Below are 25061 nucleotides of genomic sequence, written 5' to 3'. Positions count from 1 at the left end.
GGACCCGCCCTCGGCGCCGGGCGGCCGAGTCGGTTGATCGTGGTCATCGGCCCCGGAGCCGTCCGCCGTGAGACGATCTGGGCGTGACGGCGACGCTTCTGGACGGCAAGGCGACCGCGGCCGAGATCAAGGACGAGCTGCGTACGCGGGTCAAGGCACTGGCCGAACGTGGCATCACGCCGGGGCTGGGCACGCTGCTGGTCGGCGCCGATCCGGGCTCACAGGCGTACGTCAACGGCAAGCACCGCGACTGCGCCGAGGTGGGTATCGCCTCCATCCGCCGGGAGTTGCCCGCCGACGCGACCCAGCAGCAGGTCGACGAGGTGCTCGCCGAGCTGAACGCCGACCCGGCCTGCCACGGCTACCTGGTCCAGCTCCCGCTGCCGGCCCAGCTGGACACCCAGCGGGTGCTGGAACTCGTCGACCCGGACAAGGACGCCGACGGCCTGCACCCGGTGAACCTGGGCCGGTTGGTGCTCGGCTACGACGCCCCGCTGCCGTGCACCCCGCGCGGCATCGTCGAGCTGCTCCGCCGGCACGACGTGGCACTGCGCGGCGCGAAGGTCGCCGTGGTCGGCCGGGGCAACACCGTCGGCCGTCCGCTCGGCCTGCTGCTCACCCGGCGCAGCGAGAACGCCACGGTGACCCTGTGCCACACCGGCACCCTCGACCTGGCCGCGCACACCCGGGCCGCCGACGTCGTCATCGTGGCGGCCGGAGTGCCCGGGCTGCTCACCGCGGACATGGTCACGCCGGGCGCGGTGGTGGTCGACGTCGGCATCACCCGGGTGATCGGCCCGGACGGCAGGGGCCGCTACACCGGTGACGTGGCCCCGGAGGTCGCCGAGGTGGCGGGGGCGTTGGTGCCGATGCCGGGCGGTGTCGGCCCGATGACCCGGGCCATGCTGCTCACCAACGTCGTGGAGCGCGCCGAACGGGGCTGACCGGCTGCGGCTTCCCGCACCGCGAAACGCCTTCCGACCGGCGACGTCATAACCGTCCGCCCCTGGCCGGATCGGTGCCAGGATGACTGATACGGTCCGGAAAACCGACTGGTATCAGGGAGTGGGACGACCATGGGTAAGAAGGTCACTGTCGTCGGCGCCGGTTTCTACGGCTCGACCACCGCACAGCGCCTGGCCGAGTACGACGTCTTCGACACCGTCGTGATCACCGACATCGTGGAGGGCAAGCCCGCGGGCCTCGCCCTGGACCTCAACCAGTCGCGGGCCATCGAGGGCTTCGAGACCAAGGTGGTCGGCGTGACCACCGGCCCGAACGGCGAGGGCTACGAGGCGATCGAGGGCTCGGATGTCGTGGTCATCACCGCCGGCCTGCCGCGCAAGCCGGGCATGAGCCGGATGGACCTGCTGGAGACGAACGCCAAGATCGTCCGCCAGGTCTCCGAGAACGTCGCCAAGTACGCCCCGAACGCCGTGGTCATCGTGGTCTCCAACCCGCTCGACGAGATGACCGCGCTGGCCCAGCTCGCCACCCAGTTTCCGAAGAACCGGGTGCTCGGCCAGGCCGGCATGCTGGACACCGCCCGGTTCAGCAACTTCGTGGCCGAGGCGCTGAACGTACCGGTGAAGTCGGTGAAGACGCTGACCCTCGGCTCGCACGGCGACACCATGGTGCCGGTGCCGTCGAAGAGCACCGTCAACGGCAAACCGCTGCGCGAGGCGATGCCGGCCGAGCAGATCGAGGAGCTGGTGGTCAAGACCCGCAACGGTGGCGCCGAGGTGGTCGCCCTGCTCAAGACCGGTTCGGCATACTACGCGCCGTCGGCCGCCGCCGCCCGGATGGCCAAGGCGGTCGCCGAGGACTCCGGCGAGGTCATGCCGGTCTGCGCCTGGGTCGACGGCCAGTACGGCATCTCCGGCGTCTACCTCGGCGTCGAGGCCGCGATCGGCGCCGAGGGCGTCAAGCGGGTCGTCGAGACCGACCTGGACGCCGACGAGCTGGCCAGCCTCAAGGAGGCCGCCGAGGCCGTCCGCGCCAAGCAGGCCGACGTCGCCAACATGTGACCTCACCGTTCCACGCGAAGGGCACGCCGCTCCCCGGCGTGCCCTTCGCCGTCTCCCGCTCCTCTCCCTCCCCCCGACCCGACCCCGCCCACCCCGGACCGCGTTGATCATGGAGTTTGGGTCATCCCCGAGCCGGCGGCGGTTTCTGACGCAAACCCATGATCAGCGCGAGGGGGAGGTGGGCGTTGGGAGGGGGAGGGGGAGGAAGGGGGTGCCGAGGTGGGGGGTGGCGAGGGTGGCGGGGGTGCCGGTGGTGAGGGTGTCGAGCAGGGTGGTGCGGGAGGTGCGGGCCGTTGCCGGGTCCAGCTCGTGGGCGTACGCCAGGGTGGGGTCGACCAGCTGCACGGCGTGCACCAGCAGGTCGCCGGTGAGCAGCACGCGCTCGGTCCCGTCGTCCAGCAGCACGCACTGGTGTCCGGGGGTGTGCCCGGGGGTGCTCAGCACGCGTACCGCCGGGGTGAGGGTGGTGTCGCCGTCGACCACCCGCAGCCGGCCGGCGGCGCGTAACGGCGCGACCAGCCCGGCCGGCAGTCCCGGGTTGATCGACGCCATCGCGTCCAGCTCGGCCCGCTGCACCAGGTAGTCGGCGTTCGGGAAGTAGGGCGTGCCCGGTGAGCCGGTGACCGCCCAGCCGATGTGGTCGCTGTGCAGGTGGGTGAGCACCACGGTGCGGACGTCGGCCGGGTCGATGCCGGCGGCGGCCAGCTCGGCGGGGAGCCGGCCCGGCACCGGCGCCCAGCTCGCCGCGGCGGAGTCGGCCGGGCCGATGCCGGCGTCCACCAGGGTGACCGGCCCGTCCCCAACCCGGACGGCGAAGCTGCGGAAGCGGAGCCACCAGCGCCCGTCGGCGGTGACCGCGGCCGGGTCCCGCCGGTCGGCCGCGCGCCAGTGCTCCGCCGTGGCGTCCGGGAACGCCTCCTCGCGGGGCTGGAAGAACGGCCCCTCGCCGTCGGTGAGCGCGGTGACCGTGATAGACCCGAGGGTGCGGTTCGGCGGCATCCGGCGATGGTGCCACCAGCCGCCGTGGCGGGCATCCCCGTTTCTTCCGGCGCCCGCCTCCGGGCTGGTCAGCGCCCCGACCGAGGCCGGATGGGGAACGCCAGCCGGTTCCAGTACGCTCGTACTGCTTGAGCACGTGTCCCCCGAGAGGAGCGCCGGCCGATGGCGAAGATCAAGGTAAACAACCCGGTCGTGGAGCTCGACGGCGACGAGATGACCCGGATTATCTGGAAGCAGATCCGGGAGCAGCTGATCCTGCCCTACCTCGACGTCGACCTGCACTACTACGACCTGTCGATCCAGCACCGCGACGAGACCGACGACCAGGTCACCGTCGACGCCGCCAACGCCATCAAGCAGCACGGCGTGGGCGTGAAGTGCGCGACCATCACCCCGGACGAGGCCCGGGTGGAGGAGTTCGGCCTCAAGAAGATGTGGCGGTCGCCGAACGGCACCATCCGCAACATCCTCGGCGGCGTCGTGTTCCGCGAGCCGATCATCATGTCCAACGTGCCGCGGCTGGTCCCCGGCTGGACCAAGCCGATCATCATCGGCCGGCACGCCCACGGCGACCAGTACAAGGCCACCGACTTCGTCGTCCCCGGCCCGGGCACGGTGACCATCACCTACACCCCGGCCGACGGCTCGGCGCCGATGGAGATGGAGGTCGCCAACTTCCCCGGCGGCGGCGTCGCCATGGGCATGTACAACTTCGACGAGTCGATCCGGGACTTCGCCCGCGCCTCCATGCGCTACGGCCTGGACCGCGGCTACCCGGTCTACCTGTCCACCAAGAACACCATCCTCAAGGCGTACGACGGCCGGTTCAAGGACATCTTCGCCGAGGTGTTCGAGAACGAGTTCAAGGCCGAGTTCGAGGCCGCCGGGATCAGCTACGAGCACCGGCTGATCGACGACATGGTGGCCGCCGCGCTCAAGTGGGAGGGCGGCTTCGTCTGGGCCTGCAAGAACTACGACGGTGACGTGCAGTCCGACACCGTCGCGCAGGGCTTCGGCTCGCTGGGCCTGATGACCTCGGTGCTGATGACCCCGGACGGCCGGACGGTCGAGGCCGAGGCCGCGCACGGCACGGTCACCCGGCACTACCGGCAGTGGCAGAAGGGCGAGAAGACCTCGACCAACCCGATCGCCTCGATCTACGCCTGGACCCGCGGCCTCGCCCACCGGGGCAAGCTGGACAACACCCCGGCGGTCACCGAGTTCGCCAACACCCTGGAGCAGGTCATCATCGACACCGTCGAGGGCGGCCAGATGACCAAGGACCTCGCGCTGCTCATCTCGCGCGACGCCCCGTGGCTGACCACCGACGAGTTCATGGGCGCGCTGGACGAGAACCTGGCGCGCCGGCTCGCCGCCTGATCGCCGACCCGCACCGCACGGAAGCCCGCCGGCACCCGCCGGCGGGCTTCCGTCGTCCCGGGCTGCGCCACCCGGGCCGGTTCGCTGAACGCGCCGGGTGCGGCCCGCGCACCACCCGCACGTAGCGTCACCATCCCCGGCGCGCCTCGTTGACCTGGGTGGACGAGATGCCAGTCGCGTCCAGGAAGGTTGACCGCGGTCGCCTCGCGGCAGAGTGCCGATCAGCCAGCCTTCCCGGCTGTCGTGCACAGCCAGCCGTCCCTTCCCTGCGGGGGGCCCTGTCCCGGGCCCCCCGCGCCCTGTCCGTGGCCCTTCCGGCGACGTTGGCCGGTGGCGCCGGGCGGGCCGCGGACCGGCCGACCCGGGGGGCTTGGCTCAGGCCGCGCGGAGCAGTTCGGCGGCCCGCTCGGGGGCGATGTCGTTGATGAACACGCCCATCCCCGACTCCGAGCCGGCCAGGTACTTCAGCTTGTCCTTCGCCCGCCGGATGCTGAACAGCTGCAGGTGCAGGTGCCCCAGCTCGCGGTCGATCCGGACCGGGGCCTGGTGCCAGGCGGCGATGTAGGGCATCGGCAGGTCGAACAGCGCGTCGAAGCGGCGCAGCAGGTCCAGGTAGAGCGGGCCGAACGCGTCCCGCTCCGCGTCGTCCAGCGCCGGGAGGTCGGGCACCGGCCGGTGCGGGGCGACGTGCACCTCGAACGGCCAGCGGGCGGCCGCCGGGACGTACGCCGTCCAGTGCTCGTTGGCCGCGACCACCCGGTCGCCGGCGGCCCGCTCGGCGGCGAGCACGTCGGCGTAGAGGTTGCCGCCGCCGGTGCGTTCGGCGTGCCGGCGGGCGGCGGCCAGCAGCGACCGGGTGCGCGGCGTCACGAAGGGGTACGCGTAGATCTGGCCGTGCGGGTGGTGCAGGGTGACGCCGATCTCCACGCCCCGGTTCTCGAAGCAGAACACCTGCTCCACCCCGGGCAGTTCGCCGAGTGCGAGGGTGCGGTCGGCCAGCGCGTCCAGCACGGTGCGCACCCGGCTCGGCGGCAGGCTGGCGAAGGAGGCGTCGTGGTCGGCGGTGAAGCAGACCACCTCGCACCGCCCCAGGCCCGGCCGGACCGGGGTGAACGGGGTGATCTCCCCGGGCTCGTCGGCCACCCGGCCGCTCAGCGACGGGAACCGGTTCTCGAAGACCACCACGTCGTAGTCCGGCGCCGGGATCTCGGTGAGCCGGTCGCCGACGGACGGGTCCAGCGGGCACTCGTTCGCCGGCGGCAGGAAGGTGCGGGTCTGCCGGTGCACGGCCACCGCCACCCACTCGTCGGTGAGCGGGTCGTGACGCAGCTGCGACGCGGCCGGGAGCGGCGGCAGCTCCCGGCGGTCCGGCTGGTCGCGGACCGCGTCGTCCCGCTCGTCGAAGTAGATCAGCTCGCGGCCGTCGGCCAGCCGGATCGCCGTGCGCTTCACTTGGCCACCTCTCCACTCGTCGGCGTGGTGGTCCGTCCCCCGCCCGTTCCGGTCACGATCACCAGCTCACCCACCTGCTCCTCGAGTACCCGACCGGCCGCGGCCGGCAACCGGTCGTCGGTGACCAGCACGTGGGCGGCGGAGAGCTCGACGATGGAGGAGATGCCGACCGTGCCCCACTTGGTGTGGTCGGCCAGCACCACCAGCCGGTCCGCCGCCGCCACCAGGGCCCGGTCGGTCTCGGCCTCCATCAGGTTCGGCGTGGTGAAGCCGGTCCGCTCGCTGATCCCGTGCACGCCGAGGAAGAGCAGGTCCAGGTGCAGCGACCGGATCGCGCCCACGGCCAGCGGCCCGACCAGCGCGTCCGACGGCGTACGTACCCCGCCGGTGAGCACCACCGTCTGGTCGGGCCGGCCGCCGGCGTGCAGGATCTCGGCCACCGGCAGCGAGTTGGTCACCACGGTCAGGCCGGGCACGTCGACCAGCCGGCGGGCCAGCTCGGCGGTGGTGGTGCCGGCGGACAGCGCGATCGCCGCGCCGGGCCGGACCAGTTCGGCCGCCCGGTTCGCGATGGCCGCCTTCTCCGGCAGCTGCCGTACCGACTTGGCCCGGAAGCCGGGCTCGTCGGTGGAGCCGGGGCCGGCCATGGTCGCTCCGCCGTGCACCTTGGCCAGCAGGCCGCGCTCGTGCAGCGCCTCCAGGTCGCGCCGGATGGTCATGTCCGAGACGCCGAACTCGGCGGCCAGCTCGGTGACCCGGACCCCGCCGGTGCTGCGCACCCGGTCGAGGATGGCCGCCTGCCGCTGCTGCGCGAGCACTCCGCCGCACCTCCCGCGCCAGCCGCGCACTCTCACGCGGTCGAACGTGTTCCAACAAGAATGAACACTAGCGCGTACGGCTCGACCACCGGAAGGAACCCCGGGCGGTGCGGTGGATCAGGTGGACTGGAGCCGGGGCTCGACCCAGCCCGTCTCGGTCAGGTGGTGCAGCACGCTCTGCACCGCCTCCTCGACGGTCAGCTCCGTGGTGTCGACGACCAGGTCGGCGTCGGTCGGCTCCTCGTACGGGTCGTCGATGCCGGTCATCCCGGTGAGCAGGCCGGCCCGGGCGCGGGCGTACAGGCCCTTGCGGTCGCGCTGCTCGCAGACCTCCAGCGGGGTGGCCACGTGCACCAGCAGGAAACCGGCCCCGGCCGCGAGCGCCATCTCCCGGGCGGTCGCCCGCGCCTGCGCGTACGGGGCGATCGGGCAGCAGATGCCCACCCCGCGGTGCCGGGCGATCTCGGCGGCCACCCAGCCGATCCGGCGGACGTTGAGGTCCCGATCGGTCTTGCTGAAGCCCAGGCCGGCCGAGAGTTCCCGGCGCACCACGTCGCCGTCGAGCAGGCTCACCGTCCGGTCGCCCTGCTCGCGCAGCGCGTCGGCCAGACCGCGGGCGATGGTCGACTTGCCGGAACCGGAGAGGCCGGTCAGGAAGACCACCAGGCCCCGGTGCCGCCGGGGCGGCCGGGCCCGGGCCAGCTCCTTGGCGACCGCCGGCGGGGTGTGCCACTCCGGCAGCGGGAAGCCCCGGTCCAGCAGGTCGTCGATCTCGGCCTGGGTGAGCGCGAGCCGCCGGTTGCGCGGCGGGATGTCCTCCCGCCAGCGCCACTGCCCGTCCCGGTTGTCGTAGGCCAGCTCGCGCGGCACCAGCACCCGCAGGCCGGCGCCGGAGAGCATCTCGCCGGTGGAGAGCAGGTGGGTCACCCCGTACGCGGCGGAGACCCGGGCCCGCAGCAGCGCGTCGCTGATCTCGTCGCGGCGGCGGGACAGCGGCACCGCCACCAGGGTGGCCGGCGGCATCCGGTCGCGCGCCGCGAAGATGCTGCGTACCAGCGCCTCGGGTGGCAGCCCGCCGGTGCCGTCCTCGCCCACCGGGATCATCACCAGCAGGTGCGCGGCGAGCGTGCGGGCGGCGTGCGCGATCTGGGCCAGCTGCGGCCGGTGCAGCGGCCGGTCGGCCACCACCCCGAGCACCCGGCCGGGGGGCAGCAGCGCGCGGACCTCCTCGGGGGTGCGGCGCAGCCGCAGGAACGGACCGCGGCCGCCGTCGCCGAGCCGGCGCACCGTGCCGCCGACGCCGGCCACCCCCTCGCGGACCTGCCACGTGTCGGCCACGTCCAGCGCGGCCACCGGTGCGCCCTCGCCGTCGGTGAGCACCAGCACCCGGCGCGCCGGGTCACGCGGATCGAGCCCCTGGGCCAACGCCGCGGGCACCTGGAGGGTCACCGCGACCTGCCACGGGGTGCCGTCGGCGAGCCGGCCACGACGGCTGACCGAGACCAGGTCGGCGCGGGTCATGAAGCCGCCGAGCGGGGCGTACGCCCCGATCAGCAGCAGTTCGAGATCGGCCAGCTCGCCGGGGCGCGGCGTGTACGCCGGCGCGTCCCGCAGCACCTCGTCGGACAGCACCCATCCGTTGCTCATCAGACCCCCAACCCCGCTGACCGGCACACAGTTTCTCAGTCGACCGTGGATCGGTCGAGAGCGCCACTCCACTCCCGTCGCGTCCATGGCGCGGCGGGTCGGTGAGCTGCGGTTGCCCGGAGCCCGGTGGGGTACTTGGAGGATCAGGCGGCGGGGTGCAGCGGCGCCGCCCCGAACGACACGGCGAACCGCTTGCACCAGATGGAGACGCTGGTCAGCCCGGTGAGGTCCACTCCGGCCGGGATCGGGTAGCCCTGGTCGCCCCGGTTGCCCTTGAGCCGGCCCAGCTCGACCCAGCGGCCGTCGTCGAAGACCCGCCAGCCCGCGGTGCCGCCGCGCACCGGTTGGTCGGTCAGCCAGACCCGCAGGTCCGGCCCGTTCGACGTGTCCAGCCCGACGAGTTCCAGCCGGTGCCGGCCGTCCGCGTCGCGGACGATCCGGGCGGTGCCGGAGGTGTCGTGCTCGTGGGTGACGAACTCGCCGCTGCGGACCACCGTCGGCCCGGCCGGCGCGGGCGCCGGGGTGGTCGAGGGGCTGCCGGTCGCCGGCGCGCTCGGCGGGACGGTGGAAACCACCGACAGCTCCTCGTCGACCTCGGCGTCGGTGACCAGCTTCCACGGTTGGAACCACCAGAGGCCGAGGGCGGCTCCGGCGCCGAGCGCGACGACGGCGACCCAGGCCAACGGCGTACGGAACAGGCGGGTGAGCATGGCACCCAGTCTCGCGGCCGGGCGGCGGGCGGTCACCGTGGCGGCCGGTTACGGAAGGCTTACCGATTCCGCCGCTCGCCGCCGCCCGGCGTCCACAGCGGATCCACCGGTCGTCACAGGGCGGGCGGCAGCGGCGTCAGCCGTGGCGGCGGCGCGTGACGGCCCAGCGGACCCGGCTCCACAACCCGACCCTGGTGCGCACCACCGGCCGGGCCCCGTCGGCGGAGAAGTGCAGGACGAGCGCCAGGTGGGTGTCCGCGGTCCAACCGGCGCTGGTGATCCGGGCCTTCAGGAACCAGGTGCCCTTCGTCCGGCCGGCGTTGAGCCGGTCCAGGTCGATCGTGGCGGTGGCGTGGTGGACGAGGTGCCGCGTGCCGTCGCCGGCGGCGCCGGCCACCTTCTCGGTGCGGGAGGTGGCCGGCAGGAAGACCTCCTCGTTGGTCTCCCGGCGCCGGGCGATCAGGTCCAGCCGGCTCTTGCCGAGCGTCCCGGTCGCGTCACGCAGCCCCGGGTCGACGCCCGGCACCGGCAGCACCAGCACCTCCCGGCCGCCGTCGGCGGTGAAGGCCAGCGGCCGGCCGCCGGACTCCAGGTGGGCGGAGACGGCGACGGTCAGGGTCGAGCCGCGCAGCTCACGGCGGTCCACGCCACCGGCGGCCGAGATGCCCGTCTCCCACTCGGCCAGCCGGCGCAGGTCGTCGACCCGTCCCTGCTCGGCGAGGTGGGCCGCCACCCGGTAGAGGGGCGGCAGCCCGGCGGCGACGCCGGGCGCGAAGCGCTCCCGGATGATCTGCCGCACCTCCCGGACGACCTGGTCGATCCACTCCGGCGGGGCGTCGAGGAGCCGCCGCCGGCGCAGCCGGTTGAGCATCTCGTTGCGCAGCCACCGTCGGTGCAGGCGGTCCCGCAGTTCGCCGGGTGGGATGTGCGCGTCGACGATGTCGAGCGCCTCACGCAGACCCGTGTAGTAGCTGGCCGGGTCGAAGAACCGGTTGGCCGTCACGTTTCCGGCGTCCTGGCGTCGCCGGTGGTGGTAGCAGGTGTAGTCCGCCAGGACGCAGGTCCGCCGGGAGAGCAGGTAGGCCCGGATCACCATCCGGTGATCCTCCAGCCGCAGGTGCGGTCCCTCCGGGAAGCGGATCCCGTGCTCGTCGAGGAAGGACCGCCGGAACAGCTTGTGGCAGGTCAGGCTGTCGATCAGCGGGGAGTTCGCGAGCGTGGCGTCGAAGCGGTTCCGGCGGAACAACTCGCGCGGCACGCGGCGGCCGTGTCCCGCCATCTTTCCGACCACCAGGTCGGCGTCGTGCGTCGTCGCGCAGTCGTGGAGACGTTCGAGGGCCTCGTCGCCGAACCAGTCGTCGTCGTCGGCGAAGAAGACGTACTCGCCGCGGGCCCGCTCGATGCCCAGGTTGCGCGGTCGCGACGGCCAACCCGAGTTCGGGATGTGCAGCACGTGCACGTGCGGGTGCGCCGCGGCCAGGTCGTCCAGCCGGGCCGACGTGCCGTCGGTGGAGCCGTCGTCGACGAAGATCACCTCGAACTGGTCAGCCGGCAGCGACTGGCGCAGCAGCGAACCGACCAGCTTCTCGAGGTGCGGCCCGCTGTTGTACGCCGGAACCACCACGCTGATCCGGGGAGTCCTGGTGTCGAGGGCCATGCTTCCTCCCCTGGGTTCCGCGACCCGCCGAGGATCGGCCGTCGATGAACCGCACCATTCTGACCGCATCACCGCCGGCTGTGGGGGCGGCACGTCGGGAGCCCTCGACGCCCCGGCTGCCGGCCCGGACGGACCGGCGGGGCGGACCCTAGGGGGCGCCGGCGGCAGAATCAGGGGAGCGCCAGGGGGCCCATCTGACCCGCGGCGGGCGCGGACTGCCTACGCTGGGCGGCGTGACACTGATCGCGACCGAGTCGCTGACCAAGACGTACGGGGGTGGGGTCACCGCGCTGGCCGATCTGACCGTCGCGGTCGAACCCGGGATCATCGGCCTGGTCGGCGCGAACGGCGCCGGCAAGTCGACCCTGATCAAGATCCTGCTCGGCCTGCTCCCGCCGACCAGCGGGCAGGTCCGGGTGCTCGGCCTGGACCCGACCACCCAACCCGACCAGGTGCGGGCCCGGGTCGGCTACATGCCCGAGCACGACGCCCTGCCACCCGACCTCACCGCCGCCGAGCTGGTCACCCACCTCGGCCGGATGAGCGGCCTGCCGAAGACGGTGGCCCGCGAACGGGCCAGCGAGGCACTGCGGCACGTCGGGCTCTACGAGGAGCGCTACCGCCCGGTCGGCGGTTACTCCACCGGCATGAAGCAGCGGGTGAAGCTGGCCCAGGCGCTGGTGCACGACCCCGATCTGCTGCTGCTCGACGAGCCGACCAACGGCCTCGACCCGGCCGGGCGGGACGCCATGCTGGCCCTGGTGCACCGGATCGGCACCGAGTTCGGCATCTCCGTACTCGTCTGCTCGCACCTGCTCGGCGAGGTGGAGCGGATCTGCGACACGCTGGTCGCCATCGACGGCGGCCGGCTGCTGCGCGCCGACAACATCTCCGCGATGACCACCGCCACCGACGTTCTCGCGGTCGAGGTCAGCGAGGGTACGGAGGAGCTGGCCGCCCGGCTGGCCGCGCTGCGCCTGCCGGTGACCCGCGAGGGGCGGCTGCTGCTCGTCGAACTCGCCGACGACGCCACCTACGACCTGATCCTCGGCGCGGTCGCCGAGCTGGACCTGCCGCTGCACCGGCTGGACCAGCGTCGGCACCGGGTGGCCGAGCTGTTCGCCACGAGGGAGCCCAGCCATGTCTGAGCCGGCCGGTGTCATCCACGACATCGGATACCAGCGCTACACCGGTCCCCGGCTGGGCCGGGGCGCCGTCTTCGGGGCCCTGTACCTGCACGGGTTGCGGACCGTCTTCGGCTTCGGCCGCAGCGCCAAGGCGAAGATCTTCCCCTGGCTGGTGGTGGGCATCGTGACCCTGGTGGCCGCCGGGGTCACCGCGGTGCGCAGCCAGATCGGCGAGGTCGTGCTGACGTACGCGCAGTTCGCCGACAACATGAGCTGGCTGGTCATCTTCTTCGTCGCGGTGGCCGCCCCCGAGCTCGTCAGCCGCGATCTGCGCAGCGGCGTGCTGCCGCTGTACTTCTCCCGGCCGCTGCCCCGGTCGGACTACCCGCTGGCCAAGCTGCTCGCCCTGGTCACCGCGCTGTGGCTGCTGCTCGGCGGGCCACAGCTGGTGATGTTCCTGGGCGCCGCGTTCACCACCAAGGACGGGATGCGGGGGGTCTGGAACGAGCTGCTCGACCTGCTCCCGGGCCTGCTCTACGCCGGTCTCTGGGCGGTGGTGTTCGCCTCGATCGGCCTGCTGATCGCCGCGCTCACCGGCAAGCGGGCGTTCGCCGCCGGCGGGATCGTGGCGGTGTTCCTGATGACCACGCCGATCGTCGGCATCCTCTCCATCCTGCCCTCGCGGGCGGTCAACGAGCTGGCCTTCCTCGCCTCGCCGTCGACCCTGGTGGGTGGCGTGGGCACCTGGGCACTGGGCGACCTGCTGGTGCCGGCGGGCCAGGGCGGCGGCATCCCGATCGGTGACTTCGGCCCGGTCTACGCCCTCGCCGCCGTGCTGCTCGTCGCCGCCTGCCTCACCCTGCTGCTGGCCCGGTACCGGAAGGTGGCCACCCGATGAGCGCGATCAGTGCCGAGCCGACCACGGCACCCACCCGCACGACGAGCACGCTGGAGCTGGCGGGCGTCTCCCGCTGGTACGGCAACGTGGTGGCCGTCAACGACGTCAGCATGCGCCTCGGGCCCGGCGTCACCGGTCTGCTCGGGCCCAACGGCGCCGGCAAGACGACCCTGCTGCACATGATGGCCGGCTTCCTGGCCCCGTCGCGCGGCACGGTCACCCTCGACGGCGCGCCGACCTGGCGCAACCCGGAGGTCTACCGGCGGCTGGGCCTGGTCAGCGAGCGGGAGGCGGTGCACGCCTTCCTCAGCGCGTACGAGTTCGTGCTGGCCAGCGCGAAGCTGCACCGGCTGCCGGACCCGGTCGGGGCGACCCGCCGCGCGATCGCCCTGGTCGAGCTGGAGGCCGCGCAGACCCGGCGGATCGGCACCTACTCCAAGGGCATGCGGCAGCGCGCCCGGGTGGCGGCGGCGCTGGTGCACGACCCGCAGGTGCTGCTGCTCGACGAGCCGTTCAACGGGATGGACCCGCGCCAGCGGCTGCACATGATGGAGCTGCTGCACCGCCTCGGCGACGCGGGCCGCACCATCCTGTTCAGCTCGCACATCCTGGAGGAGGTCGAGCAGGTCTCCGGCACCGTGCAGGTGATGGTCGCCGGCCGGCTCGCCGCCTCCGGCGACTTCCGCACGATCCGCCGCCTGATGACCAACCGGCCGCACGTCTTCGCCGTGCGGTCCACCGACGACCGGGCGCTCGCCGTGGCGCTGATGGCCGAGCCGTCGGTCACCGGGGTGGAGCTGGACCGCACCGGGCTGACCGTACGGGCCGGCGACTACGGCGCCTTCACCCGGGCGCTGCCGAAGATCGCCCTGTCCCACGGCATCCGGGTCCGGCAGCTGGTACCGGAGGACGAGTCCCTGGAGAGCGTCTTCTCCTACCTGGTGGAGGCCTGAGCACATGTCGACCGTTTCCTGGATCACCGCGCGCGGGCTGTTCGGGCGGCGCCGCTTCCTGCTGCTGTTCCCGCTGCCGGTGCTGCTGGTGCTGCTCGCCGTGCTGTCCCGCGCCCTGCGGGTGGACCCGGGCGAGTGGGGCCCGCCGGTGCTGGTCGGCCTCGGCCTGGCCGTGGTGCTGCCGGTGATCGCCCTGATCGTCGGCACCGGGGTGCTCGGCGCCGAGATCGACGACGGCACCGTGGTGCACATCCTCACCAAGCCGCTGCCGCGCTGGCAGATCGTGCTGCCGAAGCTCGCGGTGGCCGCCGGCGTCACCGCGGTCACCGTCGCCGTCCCGCTCTACGTGGCGGGGGTGCTCGCCCACTCGGTCCGCCTCGGGCTGGCGCTCGCCGCCGCCGGGTCGATCGGGGCGCTGGCGTACTGCGCGCTGTTCCTCGCGCTCAGCCTGGTCACCCGCCGGCCGGTGCTGCTCGGGCTGGTCTACGTGCTGATCTGGGAGGGGCTGCTGGGCAACTTCGTCAGCGGGACCAAGGTGCTCTCCATCCAGCAGTACGTGATCTCGCTCGCCGACCGGTTCGCCCCGACCGAGCTGCTCGCCACGGACGTGTCCGTGCCGGTCGCGACCGTGATGACGGCGCTCATCGCGGTCGGATTCACCGTGCTGGCCATCGACCGCCTCCGCTCGTTCAGCGTGGCCGGCGAAACCAGCTGACCCGGCGCTGCCCGCGCCCGCCCACGGCGCGGTCCGTGCCGGACCGCGAGGCCGGCCACCACCGGGACGGCGTCGGTCGGGGGAGCCGGCCGGGGGATGGTAGGGCTGGCCGGATGGACCGGGGTGGGCCGACCGGGAAGGCTGTCGGCGTGAGTGTGGAGGCGGGAATGGTCATGCCGCGCGAGTCGTCCGCCGGCCGGCACTGGCTGATCAGCCTGGCCGTCGCCGGGGCGGCTGCCGCGGCGACCACCACGGCGGCCCAGGGCAGCGGCCACTTCCACTGGTGGGCCGGGTTCGTGCTGATCCCCGGCGCGCTGATCGCGGCCACCGGCGGGCCGCTGCTCGCGCGCGGTGGCGGGCGGGCGTTCGCCGGCTACGTGGTCGCCTGCGTCGGGGCGCTGGTGTTCGCGGTCGGGGCGCTGCTGATGTTCGGCGTGATGGGCCGGGGCTGGCCCCTCATGATCATCCTGCCCTGCCTGGCGGTCGCCGGGACCTACCTCTGGCGACCGGCCCATCCGCTGGCCCGCGGGCTGCACCGGGCCGCCGCCCTGCTGGCGCTGGCCGGCGCGCTGCTCGGCGCCGCCTACCAGCTGGCCCGGGTCGGCCTGGTCGAGGTCGGCGCGGCCCGGCTCTGGGGCGCCTGCCTGATGCTGGCCGGCGTGATAGTGCTGGGCAACGCGGTCGAGCTGACCCGGCACCGGATGCCGTACCGGCTCCAGGCGATCACCCTGCTGGTCGGCCCGGCGGTGGTCGCCTTCCTGCTCGGCCTCCGCCTCCTCCGCGGCTGGTGACCGCAGAGGGTCAGAAGGCGCAGGCGATGACGAGTTCCGGGGCGCGGTCGGGGAGCAGGTCGAGTTTGCCGATCCGGCCGGCCGCCCGCAGGTCGTCGGCGACCAGGGTGAGCTGGTCCAGCAGCGCGGCCGGGCCGAGCGCCTCGGCCAGCGGCACCTCCGCCTTCATCGACAGCTTCCGCTCCGACTTGGCCCGCCGCACCTGGCTGAGCGCGTCCCCGGCCAGCCGCAGCAGGGTCGGGTCGCCCGCACCCTGGATCGCCCGGCCCACCTCGTGGGTGGTCGGCCACGGCGCCCGGTGCACCGAGCCGTACCGCCACCAGGACCAGACCTCCTCGGTCACGAACGGCAGCACCGGGGCGAAGAGCCGCAACTGCACCGACAGCGCGTTGGCCAACCCCGCCCGCGCCGAGTCGGCCCCCGGCCCGGCGCCGTAGGCGCGCTCCTTCACCAGTTCGATGTAGTCGTCGCAGAACCGCCAGAAGAACGCCTCGGTGGCCTGCAACGCCGCGGTGTGGTCGTACGCCTCGAGCGCGGACGTCGCGGTGGCGACCAGGCCGGAGAGTTCGGCGAGCATGGCGCGGTCCAGCGGCTCGGTGGCCGGGGCGCGCAACGCGTCGGCGGCGCCCAGCCCGAGGGCGAACTTCGACGCGTTGAGCAGCTTGGTGGCCAGCCGCCGGCCCACCTTGATCTGCGCCGGGTCGAAGGCGAGGTCCATGCCGGGCTTGCCGTTCGCCGCCCAGTACCGGACCGCGTCGGAGCCGTGCTGCTCGAGCAGCGCCATCGGGGTGACCACGTTCCCCTTGGACTTCGACATCTTCTTCCGGTCCGGGTCGAGGATCCAGCCGGAGAGCACCGCGTCCCGCCAGGGCAGCACGCCGTGCTCCAGGTGGGCGCGGACCACCGTGGAGAAGAGCCAGGTCCGGATGATCTCCTGCCCCTGCGGGCGCAGGTCCATCGGGAAGACCTGGGCGAACAAATCCGGGTCGGTCTCCCAACCGCCGACGATCTGCGGGGTGAGCGACGAGGTGGCCCAGGTGTCCAGCACGTCCGGGTCGCCGACGAAGCCGCCCGGCCGCCCGCGCTGCGACTCCTCGTATCCGCTCGGGGCGTCGCTGGACGGGTCGACCGGCAACGCGGACTCCTCCGGCGTGAGAGGCTGGGACCAGTCCGGCTCGCCAGCGTCGTCGAGCCGGTACCACACCGGCACGGGCACGCCGAAGAAGCGCTGCCGGCTGACCAGCCAGTCGCCGGTCAACCCGCTGACCCAGTGGTCGTAGCGGTGTCGCATGTGCTCCGGCACCCAGTGCAGATCCCCGCCCCGAGCCAGCAGCGCGTCGCGCAGCGCGGCGTCCCGGCCGCCGTTGCGCAGGTACCACTGCCGGGTCGAGACGATCTCCAGCGGCCGGTCGCCCCGCTCGTAGAACTTCACCGGGTGGGTGATCGACCGCGGCTCGCCGACCAGGTCACCCGCGTCGGCCAGCAGCTCGACGATGGTCCGCCGGGCGCCGTTGACGGTCTGCCCGGCCAGCGCCGCGTACGGCTGGGCCGGCACGCCGGCCGGCGGCTCGGACAGCAGCCGGCCGTCCCGGCCGATCACCACGCGGGTCTCCAGGTGGAGCTCGCGCCACCAGGTCACGTCGGTCAGGTCGCCGAAGGTGCAGACCATCGCGATGCCGGTGCCCTTGGCCGGGTCGGCCAGCGGATGCGCGCGCACCGGCACCTCGACCCCGAAGAGCGGGCTGCGCGCGGTGCCGCCGACCAGGTCGGCGTAGCGCTCGTCGTCGGGGTGGCAGACCAGCGCCACGCAGGCCGGCAGCAGCTCCGGCCGGGTGGTGTCGATCAGCACCTCGCGCCCGCCCGGCCCGGTGAACCGCAGCCGGTGGTACGCCCCGGGGCGTTCCCGGTCCTCCAGCTCCGCCTGGGCGACCGCGGTGGCGAACCCGACGTCCCAGAGCGTCGGCGCCTCCGCCTGGTACGCCTCGCCCCGGGCCAGGTTGCGCAGGAAGGCCCGCTGCGACGTGGCCCGGGCCACCCGGCCGATCGTGGTGTACGTCAGCGACCAGTCCACCGACAGCCCCAGCCGGCGCCAGAGCGCCTCGAAGACCTGCTCGTCGGCGACCGTCAGCCGCTCGCACAGCTCGATGAAGTTCTGCCGGGAGATCGGCGCCGGGTCCTTGCGGGCGGCCTCGCTGACCGGCGTGGCCGGCGGCCGCCAGCCCGGGTCGTACGGCAGGGCGGGATCGCAGCGCACCCCGTAGACGTTCTGCACCCGGCGCTCGGTGGGCAGGCCGTTGTCGTCCCAGCCCATCGGGTAGAAGACCGCCCGGCCGCGCATCCGCTGGAACCGGGCCACCAGGTCGGTGTGCGTGTACGAGAAGACGTGCCCCATGTGCAGCTCGCCCGATACGGTCGGCGGCGGGGTGTCGATCGCGTACACGTCGGACCGCTGCTTCGAGCGGTCGAACGCGTACGTGCCCTCCTCCTGCCAGCGGCGCGCCCAGGTCTCCTCGATGCCGTCCAGGGTGGGACGCTCGGGGACACCGGCGCGGGCCGTCCTCGCCGTGTCGGTCATCCGTCGATCGTAGGCAGCGGCCGGAGCCCGGACCACGGCTTATCCCGCGCGCCGCGGCGGAATTCGTCCCGGTGGGACGGCGGCGGTTGACCGGTTGTGCCACCATCGGCCTCCGTCGTGCTCCGGAGGCTGCCCATGGCTGTGGTTCCGCAGGCCCGCCCGATCCCCGGCGGGACGGTGGCCGGAGCGCTGGCGGCGGTCGCCGTGGGCGCGCACTTCGCCACCGAGCCGGTACGGGTGGCCGTCCACGCCGGTCTGGAGGACCTGATCAGCCCCGAGTGGACCGTACGCGGGCTGCTCGTCGCCCCCGTCCTGCTCCTCGCCCTGGTGTCGCCCCTGCTGGTGGCCCGGGTGGGCGGCTGGTGGCTGGCGGCCGTCGGCCTCACCGTCCTGGCCGTCGTCGACCTGCTGCCGGCGCTCACCGGCGGGTCCGACGGGTTCCCCCGGTCCACCGCGGTGGTCCTGGTCGCCGTGGCCGGCGGCGGCCTGACGGTGGGCGGGACGCTGCTCGCCCTCGCCCAGCTCGCCCGGCCGGCGCGACAGGTGGTCGCCGCCGCCTTCGTGGCCGGTGTGGTGCTCCAGCCGGCCACCCCGCTCGCCGGCGCCGACCGCTTCGCCGTCACCGCCGGCGACGTGCTCATCTGGGTGGCCCTGGTGCTGGTGGCGGGCGCGGCGCTGCTGACCCACGGCGGCGCCTTCACGGTGCCCGGCGCGCCGGTGCGGCGGGGCGTGGTGCCGGTGGTCGTCGCTCTGGCGGTGGCCGCCGCGGCGACCAGGTGGTGGCTGGTGCAGCGGTCCTCGCCGCGGTCGGTGGACGAACGGGACGTGCTGGCGGGCTACCCGCCGGACCGGCCGTACCAGATCGGGTTGGCCGTGCTCACCGCGATGGTGCTGGTGGGCTACGCCTGGCACGCGTGGCGCGCGACCGGTGCCCGTTGGGTGCTGTCGGCGTTCGTGCTGGGGCCGGCCGCGCTCTACGTCTTCGGTGGGGTCTGGGAACGGATGTCGGCGCTGCTGCTGCCGCTGGCCCTGGCGACCGTCGCCGTCGCCGTGCTGGTCACCCGGTACGCCGACCGGGTTCTGCCGTGGGACGCGGTGGCGCTGCTGCTGCTCGCCGCGGCGTACCCGCTGTCGACGGAAGTGCTCCTCGGGCGTGGCGCCCTGACGGCCGTCGCGCTGTCGCTCGTCCTCGCCTTCGGCCTGGTCTGGGCCGTCGGGTTCCTCCGGGCGACCGGCCGGCCGGACCCCGCGCCGGCCGCACCCGCCGGGCTGCCGGCCCTGGGCGTCGCCGCGCTGCTGCTCGGCTGCCAGCTGCTGCTGCCGGTGCTGCTCGGCGTCGGTGAGGACCAACCCGCGGTGCGCACCTGGGCGGTACCGGCGCTGGCCGCCGGAGCCGCCCTGGTGGCGGTGCTGCTCTTCGCCGTCGACCTGTCGACCGGCCGACGGGCTCCACCCGCGGCCGAGCCGGCTTCCGGCACCGGCGAGGCGGTGGACCCGGTGGCGGGCCGGCTCCGGTCAGAGCAGTGACTCCCGCCATTGCCGGTGCAGGGCGGCGTACCGGCCACCGGCGCCGGCGAGCCGCGCCGGCGGGCCGTCCTCGACGATCCGGCCGCCGTCGAGGACCAGCACCCGGTCGGCGATCTCCACGGTGGAGAGCCGGTGCGCGATGACCAGGGCCGTCCGGTCCCGCAGGATGGTGCCGAGCGCGTGCTGCACCAGCCGCTCGGTCGGCACGTCCAGCGACGAGGTCGCCTCGTCCAGGATCAGCACCGTCGGGTCGGCCAGGAAGGCCCGGGCGAACGCGACCAGTTGCCGCTGCCCGGCGGAGAGCCGGCCGCCGCGGCGGTGCACCTGGGTGGCGTATCCGTCGGGGAGGGCCGCGATGAAGTCGTGCGCGCCGATCGCCCGGGCGGCGGCCTCGACGGCGGCGTCGTCGGCGCCCGGCCGGCCGAAGCGGATGTTTTCCGCGACCGTGCCGCCGAACAGGTGGGTCTCCTGGGTCACCAGCACCACCGCGCGGCGCAGCTCCGCGTCGGCGACCTCCCGCAGGTCGACCCCGTCGAGGCGGACCGAGCCGGTGAGCGGGTCGTGGAACCGGGCGAGCAGCTTCGCGACCGTCGACTTGCCCGCCCCGGTCGGGCCGATCAGCGCGACGGTCTGCCCGGCCGGGACGGTGAGGTCCAGCTCGGTGAGGATCGGTGTCTCCGGCCGGTAGCCGAAGGTGACCGACCGGAACGCCACCGCCCCGCGCTCCGGGCCGGCGGGCAGCGGCACGGGCCGGACCGGCTCGGCCACCGCCGGTCGCTCGTCGAGCACCCCGGCCAGCTTCTCCAGCGCGGCCGTGGCCGACTGCAGCGAGTTGTAGAACTGGCTCAGCTCCTGCATCGGTTCGAAGAACCGCCGCAGGTAGAGCAGGAACGCGGCGAGCACGCCGATCCCGGCCTCGCCGCCCAGCACCCGCCAGCCGCCGTAGCAGAGCACCACCGCCACGGTGACGTTGCCGATCACCTTGATCCCCGGTGAGTACGTCGCGATCAGCCGGAACGCGTCCCGGCTGGCCCGCCGGTAGTCGTCGTTCACGGCCGCGAAGATGCGTTGGTTGCGCGGCTCCCGGCGGAACGCCTGCACCGCGCGGATGCCCCGGGTCGACTCGACGAAGTGGACGATGACCAGCGCCATCGCCTCACGCGTGCGCCGGTACGCGCCGGCCGAGGCACGGGCGAACCAGCGGGAGAGCCAGAACAGGAACGGGAAGGCCAGCAGCGTCACGGCGGCCAGCGGGAGGTCCAGCCAGAGCAGGATGGCGGCCACCGACACGATCGACAGCACGGCGAGGACCAGGCTGTCGATGCCGCCGTCGACGAGTTCGGCGATCGAGTCGAGGTCGCTGGTGAGCCGGGAGACCATCCGCCCGGAGGTGTACCGCTCGTGGAATGCCACCGGCAGGCGCAGGAAGTGCCCGTACACCCGCTGGCGGAGGTCGAGCAGGACGGCCTGGCCGATCTGGGCGGAGCGGATGAGGAAGCCGCGCCGGGCCAGGTACTCGACGGCGGTGGCGACGCCGAACGCGCCGGCGACCGCGACCAGGGGGCCGGTGTCGCCGGCGCGCAGCGGCGGGATCGCCCGGTCGATACCGACCATCACCAGGTACGGCCCGGCCATCGCGGCCGCGTTCTGGCTCAGCAGCAGCGCGACCGCCGCGCCCAGCCGGCGCCGGTGCGGGCGGAGCAGGTCCCGCAGCAGCAGCCGGCTGCGGGCCCGCAGCCGGGCCACCGCCTCGGGCGTGGCCTCTTCGGCCTGGCTGCGGTCGGCGTCCGGCTCGGTGGCGATCCCGCGCCACCGGATGAGCGCCGACCCGTCGTCCCCGACCGCGTCGGCGTCCCGCTCCGCTTCGGCGGTCACGACCGCACCAGGCCCCGGCCGCCGGGCGCCGGCTCGGCGGTCGGGCCGGGCGGAGGATCTGCGGAGAGCACCGCGCGGTACGCGGGCACCGTGGCGAGCAGTTCGGAGTGCCGACCGACCGCGGCGATCCGGCCGTCGTCGAGCAGCGCCACCCGGTCGGCGAGGGCGATGGTCGACGGCCGGTGCACCACCAGCAGCGCGGTGGTGTCCCGCAGCACCCGCTTCAGCGCCGCCTCCACCAGCGCCTCGGTCTGCACGTCGAGGGCGGAGAGCGGGTCGTCGAGGACGAGCAGCGCCGGCCGGCCGAGCACCGCCCGGGCCAGCGCGAGCCGCTGCCGCTGCCCGCCGGAGAGCGACAGCCCCTGCTCGCCGACCCGGGTGGCCAGCCCCCACGGCAGGTCGTACGCGAAGTCGGCCTGGGCCAGCGCGAGGGCGGCCCGCACCTCGTCCTCGCCGGCGTCCGGCCGGCCCAGGGTGAGGTTCTCCCAGACCGACATGGAGAACAGGGTCGGCTCCTCGAACGCCACCCCGACCAGCCGGCGCAGCGAGGCCAGCCGGAGCTGCCGCAGATCGTGCCCGTCGAGGGTGATCCGCCCGCCGGTCACCTCGTGCAGCCGGGGCACCAGGGAGAGCAGCGTGCTCTTGCCGCAGCCGGTCGCGCCGACCAGCGCCAGCGTCTCGCCCGGCTCGACGGTCAGCTCGATCTCCCGTAGCACCGGCACGGTGGTCCCGGGATAGCGGAAGGAGACCCGCTCGAAGCGGAGCCGGCCGCGGACCGCGGCGCGGGGCAGGGCCACCGCGCCGGGCGCGTCCACGATGGCCGGTGGGGTGTCGAGCACCTCCTGGACCCGGTCGGCCGCGGTCGCCGCCTCCTGCCCGTTGGCGATGATCCAGCCCAGCGACTGCACCGGCCAGATCAGCATCAGCTGGAGGCTGACGAAGGCGACCAGCTCGCCGATGGTGAGCACCCCGGCGGCGGCCGCCGCGGCCCCGGCCACCAGCACGGTGCCCAGGGTCAGGTTCGGCACCAGGTCGAGCTTGGCGGAGGTGCGGGCCAGCAGCCGCCCCTTGCCGACGCCGGTGTCGTGCAGGGCCCGCGCGCCGGTGGCGAACCGGGCCGCCAGCTCCGGCCCCCGGCCGTACGCCTTCATGGTGCGCAGGCCCTGCGCGGTCTCCTCGACCAGCGTGGCGACGTCGCCCTGCTGGTCCTGCATGCGGCGGGACGCGGTGTGGTAGGCGCGGGCGAAGCGGCGGGTGATCAGCAGCAGCGGGACCGCGCTGGCCGCCACCAGCAGCCCCAGCGTGGGGTGCAGCCGGATCAGCAGCACCACCACGACCAGGTAGGTGACCAGGTTGAGCACCAGGAAGAACAGGCCGAAGGAGAGGAACCGGCGGATCACCGACAGGTCGCTGGTGATCCGGGAGAGCAGCTGGCCGGACTGCCAGCGGTCGTGGAAGCTGGCCGGCAGCCGCTGCAGGTGGGCGTAGACGTCCGCCCGGATGGCCGCCTCCATGGCCACCGAGGAGGACGACTGCACCCACCGCCGTACGAAGATCAGCAGCGCCTCGGCCAGGCCGAGCAGCAGGGCCAGCCCGGCCAGCCGGAACAGGCCGGCCGGGTCCTGCCGGGCGACCGGCCCGTCGACCACCCGCTGCGCCACCAGCGGTACCGCGATGCTGGCCCCGGTGGCGGCCAGCGCGGCGGCCAGCAGCCAACCGAACTCGACCGCGTACGGGCGCAGGTAGTGGCGCAGCCGCCAGAGGCTGTGCAGCGGATGGCGGCCGGCCGCGACCCCCGGGGCCGGGTTGCCGTCGCTCTCCGCAGGCACTACCCGACGGTAGCGGCAAATATGAGGCCGGCCGGTGTCAGCTTGCCGTCAACCGCCGCTCATGACCGAGAAGCCACTTCTTCACGTCCAGCCCCCACCGGTAACCGCCGAGCGTCCCGTCGGTGCGCAGCACCCGGTGGCAGGGGACGAAGAGCGCGGCCGCGTTGCGGGCGCAGGCCGCCGCGGCGGCGCGTACCGCCGGCGGCCGGCCGGCCAACGCGGCGAACCCGGTGTAGGTCAACGGCTCGCCCGGCTTCACCTCGCGCAGCACCTGCCAGGCGTGCGTCATGAAGGCCCCGCCGGTGTGCTGCCGCACCGGCACCCCGTCGATCGCGGTCAGGTCACCGTCGAGATAGGACGCGACGGCGGTGCTGACCGGGCCGAGCTCGGCCCGGTGTCGCAGCGGCGCGCGCAGGCTCGGGTGCATCACCGGCAGCAGGTGCTGCGGGTCGGCGGTGAAGCCGGCCGCCCGGACCGCGCCGTCGGAGTCGACGAGGATGCTCAGCGGTCCGGCCGGGGTGGTGACGACGGTGCTGTCGATGGTCGTGGTCATGCTGCTCTCCAGAGTCGGATCACCGCGTACGAGCGCCAGGGGCGCCAGCGCTCGGCGTACGCGTCGAGGGTCTTCGGGTCGGTGGGCAGGCCGAGGGCGGCGGCGCCGCGCCGGACGGCCAGGTCGGTGGGGAGCAGGACGTCCGGGTCGCCGAGCGCGCGCATCGCCACGTAGCCGGCGGTCCACGGTCCGATCCCGGGCAGCGCCAGCAGTCCCCGCGCGGCGGCCGCCCGGTCCCCGCCCGGTTCCAGGTCGATCTCCCCGGCGGCGACGGCGCGGGCCAGTGCCCGGATGGTCTCCCGCCGCCCGGCGGGCATCCCGAACGCCTCGTCCGGCAGCGCGAGCACCTCCTCCGCCCCCGGAAACCCCCGCAGCCCCCCGCTCTGATCGCGTTGATCATGAGGTTGGCGGTGGTTTCGGAGATCCAGTTCGCCGTCAACCTCATGGTCAACGGCGCCGATTGGGGTGTGGGTGAGGAGGCGGGTGAGGGTGGTGCGGGCGGAGGTGACCGAGACCTGCTGGCCGATGACGGCGCGGACGGCCATCTCGAAGCCGTCGACCGAGCGGGGGAGGCGGATCCCCGGCTCGGCGGCGACCACCGGGGCCAGCGCCGGGTCGGCGGCGAGGGTCTGGTCGACCGCGGCGGGATCGGCGTCGAGGTCGAGCAGGCGGCGGCACCGGGCCACCACCGGAGCGAGGTCGCGCATGTCGGTCAGCCGCAGCGTCGCGGACACGTGCCCGTCCGCCGGGGTCAGCGCCACCTCGCCGGTGCCGTGCGGCAGCCGTACGCCGCGCCGGTAGGTGCCGTCGCGCACCTCCTCCACCCCGGGCAGCGCGCGCAGCGCGAGGAAGTCCAGCAGCGCGCGGGCGTGCAGCGGCGGGCGGTACGCCAGTCGCAGCGTGATCGTGCCCGCCCCGCCCGGCGCCGGCCGCCGGGCGGCCCGCAACTCGGACGGGGGGACCCCGTACACCTCGCGGACCGTGTCGTTGAACTGCCGGACGCTGCCGAACCCGGCCGCGAACGCGATCTCGGCCAGGCCCAGGCCGGTGGTCTCGATCAGGGTGCGGGCGGTCTGCGCGCGTTGCGCCCGGGCCAGCGCGAGCGGCCCGGCGCCCATCTCCGTGCGCAGCATCCGGTGCAGGTGCCGTTCGGTGTAGCCGAGCCGGGCGGCCAGCCCCGGGACGCCCTCCCGGTCCACCACCCCGTCGGCGATCAGCCGCATCGCCCGGCCGACCACGTCGGCGCGGACGTCCCACTGCGGCGAGCCGGGGGCAGCGTCCGGCCGGCACCGGCGGCAGGCGCGCAACCCGGCGCCCTGCGCCGCCGCCGCGGACGGGAAGAACCGGACGTTCTGCCGCTTCGGGGTGGTCGCCGGGCAGGACGGCCGGCAGTAGATTCCGGTCGAGGTCACACCGGTGTAGAACCAGCCGTCGAACCGCTGGTCGCGGCTGTCGACGGCCCGGTAGCACCGTTCGAAGTCCAACTCCACGACACCGATGATGCTCCTGCTCGCGGCCCCTGGCTCGC

General features: G+C 74.1%; 20 protein-coding genes. 9 read left to right on the top strand and 11 right to left on the bottom strand.

Translation table 11 applies throughout. The annotated features are described in order from the left end of the window. The first annotated feature begins 83 nt into the window (after positions 1–83). Complete coding sequence (locus AC1WTP_RS02720) at positions 84–944, top strand: bifunctional methylenetetrahydrofolate dehydrogenase/methenyltetrahydrofolate cyclohydrolase (protein WP_481647647.1); 861 nt, start codon at positions 84–86, stop codon at positions 942–944. 132 nt (positions 945–1076) lie between these two features. Next, positions 1077–2027 (top strand): malate dehydrogenase, encoded by a 951-nt coding sequence (mdh, locus tag AC1WTP_RS02715; RefSeq protein ID WP_481647646.1) that lies wholly within the window; start codon positions 1077–1079, stop codon positions 2025–2027. A gap of 162 nt (positions 2028–2189) precedes the next feature. On the opposite strand, the gene AC1WTP_RS02710 is transcribed toward mdh, so the two are convergent. After that, positions 2190–3026 (bottom strand): MBL fold metallo-hydrolase, encoded by an 837-nt coding sequence (locus AC1WTP_RS02710; RefSeq protein ID WP_481647645.1) that lies wholly within the window; start codon positions 3024–3026, stop codon positions 2190–2192. A 162-nt stretch (positions 3027–3188) separates the two neighbouring features. Here AC1WTP_RS02710 and AC1WTP_RS02705 point away from each other — a divergent pair, with 162 nt between their 5' ends. Next, complete coding sequence (locus AC1WTP_RS02705) at positions 3189–4406, top strand: NADP-dependent isocitrate dehydrogenase (protein WP_447134446.1); 1218 nt, start codon at positions 3189–3191, stop codon at positions 4404–4406. Between the two features lie 375 nt (positions 4407–4781). Here AC1WTP_RS02705 and galT read toward each other — a convergent pair whose 3' ends face one another. From galT to AC1WTP_RS02680, 5 genes are all read right to left on the bottom strand, one after another. Further along, positions 4782–5858, bottom strand: coding sequence for a galactose-1-phosphate uridylyltransferase (gene galT, locus AC1WTP_RS02700; protein WP_481647644.1), 1077 nt, complete (start codon positions 5856–5858; stop codon positions 4782–4784). Further along, the gene (locus AC1WTP_RS02695; RefSeq protein ID WP_481647643.1) at positions 5855–6676 is read right to left on the bottom strand and encodes a DeoR/GlpR family DNA-binding transcription regulator; all 822 of its coding nucleotides are present in this window, start codon (positions 6674–6676) and stop codon (positions 5855–5857) included. The genes galT and AC1WTP_RS02695 overlap by 4 nt, the downstream gene beginning before the upstream one ends. Before the next feature lie 117 nt (positions 6677–6793). Then, positions 6794–8323 carry an adenylyl-sulfate kinase gene (gene cysC, locus AC1WTP_RS02690; protein WP_481647642.1) on the bottom strand — a complete coding sequence of 510 codons (1530 nt, stop codon included), beginning with the start codon at positions 8321–8323 and terminating at the stop codon, positions 6794–6796. Positions 8324–8466: 143 nt separating this feature from the next. After that, on the bottom strand, positions 8467–9033 hold the full coding sequence (locus tag AC1WTP_RS02685; RefSeq protein WP_481647641.1) for a DM13 domain-containing protein: 567 nt from the start codon (positions 9031–9033) through the stop codon (positions 8467–8469). 136 nt (positions 9034–9169) lie between these two features. Continuing rightward, positions 9170–10690, bottom strand: a complete 1521-nt coding sequence (locus tag AC1WTP_RS02680; RefSeq protein ID WP_481647640.1) for a glycosyltransferase family 2 protein — start codon at positions 10688–10690, stop codon at positions 9170–9172. A 233-nt stretch (positions 10691–10923) separates the two neighbouring features. On the opposite strand from AC1WTP_RS02680, the gene AC1WTP_RS02675 reads away from it, so the two are divergent. From AC1WTP_RS02675 to AC1WTP_RS02655, 5 genes are all read left to right on the top strand, one after another. Next, positions 10924–11838 (top strand): ABC transporter ATP-binding protein, encoded by a 915-nt coding sequence (locus AC1WTP_RS02675; RefSeq protein ID WP_481647639.1) that lies wholly within the window; start codon positions 10924–10926, stop codon positions 11836–11838. Then, positions 11831–12715, top strand: a complete 885-nt coding sequence (locus AC1WTP_RS02670) for an ABC transporter permease (protein WP_481647638.1) — start codon at positions 11831–11833, stop codon at positions 12713–12715. The genes AC1WTP_RS02675 and AC1WTP_RS02670 overlap by 8 nt, the downstream gene beginning before the upstream one ends. Further along, positions 12712–13668, top strand: a complete 957-nt coding sequence (locus AC1WTP_RS02665; protein ID WP_481647637.1) for an ABC transporter ATP-binding protein — start codon at positions 12712–12714, stop codon at positions 13666–13668. The genes AC1WTP_RS02670 and AC1WTP_RS02665 overlap by 4 nt, the downstream gene beginning before the upstream one ends. 4 nt (positions 13669–13672) lie before the next feature. Continuing rightward, complete coding sequence (locus AC1WTP_RS02660; protein ID WP_481647636.1) at positions 13673–14383, top strand: ABC transporter permease; 711 nt, start codon at positions 13673–13675, stop codon at positions 14381–14383. Between the two features lie 149 nt (positions 14384–14532). After that, positions 14533–15174, top strand: a complete 642-nt coding sequence (locus AC1WTP_RS02655; RefSeq protein ID WP_481647635.1) for a hypothetical protein — start codon at positions 14533–14535, stop codon at positions 15172–15174. Between the two features lie 10 nt (positions 15175–15184). On the opposite strand, the gene valS is transcribed toward AC1WTP_RS02655, so the two are convergent. Next, positions 15185–17749, bottom strand: coding sequence for a valine--tRNA ligase (gene valS / locus AC1WTP_RS02650; protein ID WP_481647634.1), 2565 nt, complete (start codon positions 17747–17749; stop codon positions 15185–15187). A 135-nt stretch (positions 17750–17884) separates the two neighbouring features. On the opposite strand from valS, the gene AC1WTP_RS02645 reads away from it, so the two are divergent. Then, positions 17885–19276 carry a hypothetical protein gene (locus AC1WTP_RS02645; protein WP_481647633.1) on the top strand — a complete coding sequence of 464 codons (1392 nt, stop codon included), beginning with the start codon at positions 17885–17887 and terminating at the stop codon, positions 19274–19276. Here AC1WTP_RS02645 and AC1WTP_RS02640 read toward each other — a convergent pair. From AC1WTP_RS02640 to AC1WTP_RS02625, 4 genes are read right to left on the bottom strand one after another with little or no spacing between them, the layout of a single operon-like run. Next, positions 19265–21094: an ABC transporter ATP-binding protein gene (locus AC1WTP_RS02640; protein ID WP_481647671.1), complete on the bottom strand. Its 1830-nt coding sequence runs from the start codon at positions 21092–21094 to the stop codon at positions 19265–19267. The genes AC1WTP_RS02645 and AC1WTP_RS02640 overlap by 12 nt on opposite strands. Before the next feature lie 53 nt (positions 21095–21147). Continuing rightward, positions 21148–22980: an ABC transporter ATP-binding protein gene (locus AC1WTP_RS02635; RefSeq protein ID WP_481647632.1), complete on the bottom strand. Its 1833-nt coding sequence runs from the start codon at positions 22978–22980 to the stop codon at positions 21148–21150. A gap of 37 nt (positions 22981–23017) precedes the next feature. Further along, complete coding sequence (locus tag AC1WTP_RS02630) at positions 23018–23533, bottom strand: methylated-DNA--[protein]-cysteine S-methyltransferase (RefSeq protein ID WP_481647631.1); 516 nt, start codon at positions 23531–23533, stop codon at positions 23018–23020. Beyond that, positions 23530–25023, bottom strand: a complete 1494-nt coding sequence (locus AC1WTP_RS02625; RefSeq protein ID WP_481647630.1) for a DNA-3-methyladenine glycosylase 2 family protein — start codon at positions 25021–25023, stop codon at positions 23530–23532. Before AC1WTP_RS02625 ends, AC1WTP_RS02630 begins: the two co-directional genes overlap by 4 nt. Between the last annotated feature and the right edge of the window lie 38 nt (positions 25024–25061).

The organism is Micromonospora sp. R311, assembly GCF_056780015.1.
Note: the sequence above shows the minus strand (reverse complement) of the source record. Positions and strands in the feature narration are given on the sequence as shown.

Coding starts and splice junctions, on each gene's coding strand:
- AC1WTP_RS02670 (WP_481647638.1), top strand. CDS start 11,831: ATGTCTGAGCCGGCCGGTGTCATCCACGACATCGGATACCAGCGCTAC.
- AC1WTP_RS02645 (WP_481647633.1), top strand. CDS start 17,885: ATGGCTGTGGTTCCGCAGGCCCGCCCGATCCCCGGCGGGACGGTGGCC.
- mdh (WP_481647646.1), top strand. CDS start 1,077: ATGGGTAAGAAGGTCACTGTCGTCGGCGCCGGTTTCTACGGCTCGACC.
- AC1WTP_RS02630 (WP_481647631.1), bottom strand. CDS start 23,533: ATGACCACGACCATCGACAGCACCGTCGTCACCACCCCGGCCGGACCG.
- AC1WTP_RS02710 (WP_481647645.1), bottom strand. CDS start 3,026: ATGCCGCCGAACCGCACCCTCGGGTCTATCACGGTCACCGCGCTCACC.
- valS (WP_481647634.1), bottom strand. CDS start 17,749: ATGACCGACACGGCGAGGACGGCCCGCGCCGGTGTCCCCGAGCGTCCC.
- AC1WTP_RS02660 (WP_481647636.1), top strand. CDS start 13,673: ATGTCGACCGTTTCCTGGATCACCGCGCGCGGGCTGTTCGGGCGGCGC.
- cysC (WP_481647642.1), bottom strand. CDS start 8,323: ATGAGCAACGGATGGGTGCTGTCCGACGAGGTGCTGCGGGACGCGCCG.
- AC1WTP_RS02705 (WP_447134446.1), top strand. CDS start 3,189: ATGGCGAAGATCAAGGTAAACAACCCGGTCGTGGAGCTCGACGGCGAC.
- AC1WTP_RS02665 (WP_481647637.1), top strand. CDS start 12,712: ATGAGCGCGATCAGTGCCGAGCCGACCACGGCACCCACCCGCACGACG.
- AC1WTP_RS02685 (WP_481647641.1), bottom strand. CDS start 9,033: ATGCTCACCCGCCTGTTCCGTACGCCGTTGGCCTGGGTCGCCGTCGTC.
- AC1WTP_RS02680 (WP_481647640.1), bottom strand. CDS start 10,690: ATGGCCCTCGACACCAGGACTCCCCGGATCAGCGTGGTGGTTCCGGCG.